This window comes from Tautonia marina (assembly GCF_009177065.1).
Classification (GTDB): Bacteria; Planctomycetota; Planctomycetia; order Isosphaerales; family Isosphaeraceae; genus Tautonia; species Tautonia marina.
In genome coordinates this window covers 1-2,542 of the sequence record NZ_WEZF01000055.1, presented here as the reverse complement: position 1 = coordinate 2,542, position 2,542 = coordinate 1, and the positions used below count along the sequence as shown (strand labels likewise).

The 2,542-nt window shown below is 70.1% G+C and carries 1 protein-coding gene; it reads right to left on the bottom strand.

From position 1 onward, the window contains the following. Window positions 1-88: 88 nt before the first annotated feature. Window positions 89-2,233 carry a recombinase family protein gene (locus GA615_RS27160; protein WP_152054489.1) on the bottom strand — a complete coding sequence of 715 codons (2,145 nt, stop codon included), beginning with the start codon at window positions 2,231-2,233 and terminating at the stop codon, window positions 89-91. Between the last annotated feature and the right edge of the window lie 309 nt (window positions 2,234-2,542).

Below are 2,542 nucleotides of genomic sequence, written 5' to 3'. Positions count from 1 at the left end.
TCGATGAGCCTGGCACAGTACCCTCCAAGGAGAAAGTTGTGTGAGGCATCGGTCCCGCCCGGCGGGCATCGGGACGGGACCGACGCGGTCATCCGCAACATGGACCCGGGACACGTAATTCGGCCAACCGCTCCCGGTATGGCCACGTGCGCGGGCAGTCCCGCAACGCCCGCAGGCGGTCCAGTTCGGACCCGTCGGCCCAGACCGCCCAGGGCCCGCCCCGGCCGCCGATCTGGCGTGCCAGAATCCAGCCCTTCTTCCGCCACCCGTGCAGCGTGTGCGGCGAGAGGCCCAAGGCCCGAGCCAGGTCGTGCAACCATCGTTCGTCCGGGGACAGGACTGCGGGGGACGACGACGCACGCGAGACGCGCGGTCGCAAGCCCAGCTCGTGAAGCAACCGCCTGACCATCCCGGCCGTGAACCCGGACGCCTGCTTCGGCGGCCGGAACCCCTCGCGGTCGAGCATCACCGCGATCGCCTTCGGCTCCTCCCCGCGGCCGTGCAGCTCCGCCAGCCGGGTCTTGAGAGCAGGCCACGATTGCTGATTCCTGTAGCCCTGCACGGGTCGATGGATCGTCCGCTCACCGACAGCCCCGCCGGCCCACTCCACCCGTACGGCGACGCGATCATCGTTCGGGTCGACGGTCAGCACCACCCGGTCCACCAGCAGCCGGATGACCTGACGCCGATCCGCGGCCGTCGTCGTCGACGCTCGCCACAACGCCGGGGCCTCCTCGGCCAGGCGGCGGATCCGCTCCCGGTCACGCTCATCCAGGGCGCGGGGCTGCGTCCGGGTGAAGCGGTCGAACTCCGCTTCCAGGAGCTGGAGGGCCTGCAGCGTCTCGTCCCAGCGTCGCTCCAGGGTCCGGGCCACCAGCCGGTTCTCGGGCTCGCAGGCCTGATACTGCCGGCCGGCCCGGTCCGCCTCGTACCGCGCCCGCTCGAGTCGCTGCTCCCAGTGCCGGATCATCTGCCGCCGGCGCTGCTCGACCTCGGCCGCCGCATCGAGGCTCGCCTCCAGGACCGCCGGCTGCATCGCCTCCAGGACTTGCTCGGCCACCCAGCTCTCGACCTCGGCCGCCGTGACCGACTGGCACAGGGGCAGCCCGTAGTCGGATCGCAGCGTGCTGCAGATGTAGGACGGCTTCCGATCGCTGCGCCCGTAACGCACGTACATCCGCTTGCCGCAACGACCGCACCACACCACGCCGGCCAGCAAGGCCTGACCGTTGCGGACCGCCCCGGCCGACTCGGCTCGAGCCCGGTTGGCCGCCAGCCGCGCCTGGTTCGCCTCGAAACGCTCCCAGGAGATGTACGCCGGGAAGCGATCCTTGAGCAGGACCAGGCAATCCTCGGCCGCCCGACCGCTTCCCCGGCCGCTCCGCGGGTGCCCGGGCCGCTGCCGACGGGTGTCCGTGGGCCGGCATCCATACCGATAGGCACCTGCGTACATCGGATGGCGGAGGATCTGGCGCACCGTCTCCCGGCACGGCGCCCGCCAGTCCAATCGCCCCCGGTTGAGCCTGCTCTGCGATCGCACCGGCAGCCGAATCCCCTCGGCGATCAGGAACCGCAGGACGCCGTGGACCGTCCCCCGGCGGTCGAACTCGTCGAAGATCAACCGGATGACCCCTTGGGCCTGCTCGTCCGGGTCGAGCGTGACCTCGCCGGCCGGTGACTTGACGTAGCCCACCGGGACGCTGACGACCAGTTCCCCGCGACGGGCCTTGTTCAACTTCCCCTGGTACATCCGTTGATTGAGAACATGGAGCTCCGCCTCGCTCATCATGCCGGTGAGCCCGAGCATCAGGCGATCCGCATATTCGGTCGGGTCATAGACCCCGTCGGCGTCGGCCAGCAGGACGCGGAACCGGGCACAGAGCTCGAGCAGGTGGTGCCAGTCCTTGCAGGAGCGGGCCAGCCGGCTCATCTCCAACCCGAGGATCAGCCCGACGCGATCGAGGGCGACCTCGGCGAGCAGCCGCTGGAATCCCGGACGCCCCTCGATCGACTGGCCGCTCTTGCCCAGGTCGTCGTCGATCACCTGGACCTGCGACCGTGGCCAGCCGAGGGCGACGGCGCGCTCGGCCAGGGCATACTGGCGAGCGGTAGATTCCTGGTGGTCGGTGACCTGCTGCGGGGTGGACTGGCGGACGTAGACGATCGCGGCGCGATCGAGGTGCCAGGGCCGGAGCTTGGGGGATGGGAGCGGATCAATCCGTGGCAAGGTCATGGGGCCCCTCCCGCGGCGGAGCCGCTGCGATGATGACGGGCCGGGTGAGGAGATCGGCGAGCAGTCGCTGGAGCCTGCGACGTCGCTCTCTCGGGAGCTGAGCCCAGATCGCCGTCAAGGGGTCCGGCGGTCGTGCTGAGGGCGGGGGGGCGTACAGAGCCGTTCATGGATAAGCATTCTTCACCTCCGTGGTCGGGTCGTTGGTCAAGCCACGAGGCCAGCGTAAGCAGGGCCTCTAAGGCGATCGTAACCGGCCCGCCCGGCGACGCACAAGTTGTCGCTTCGCGGGTCGTCTGACTGGGGTTTCTC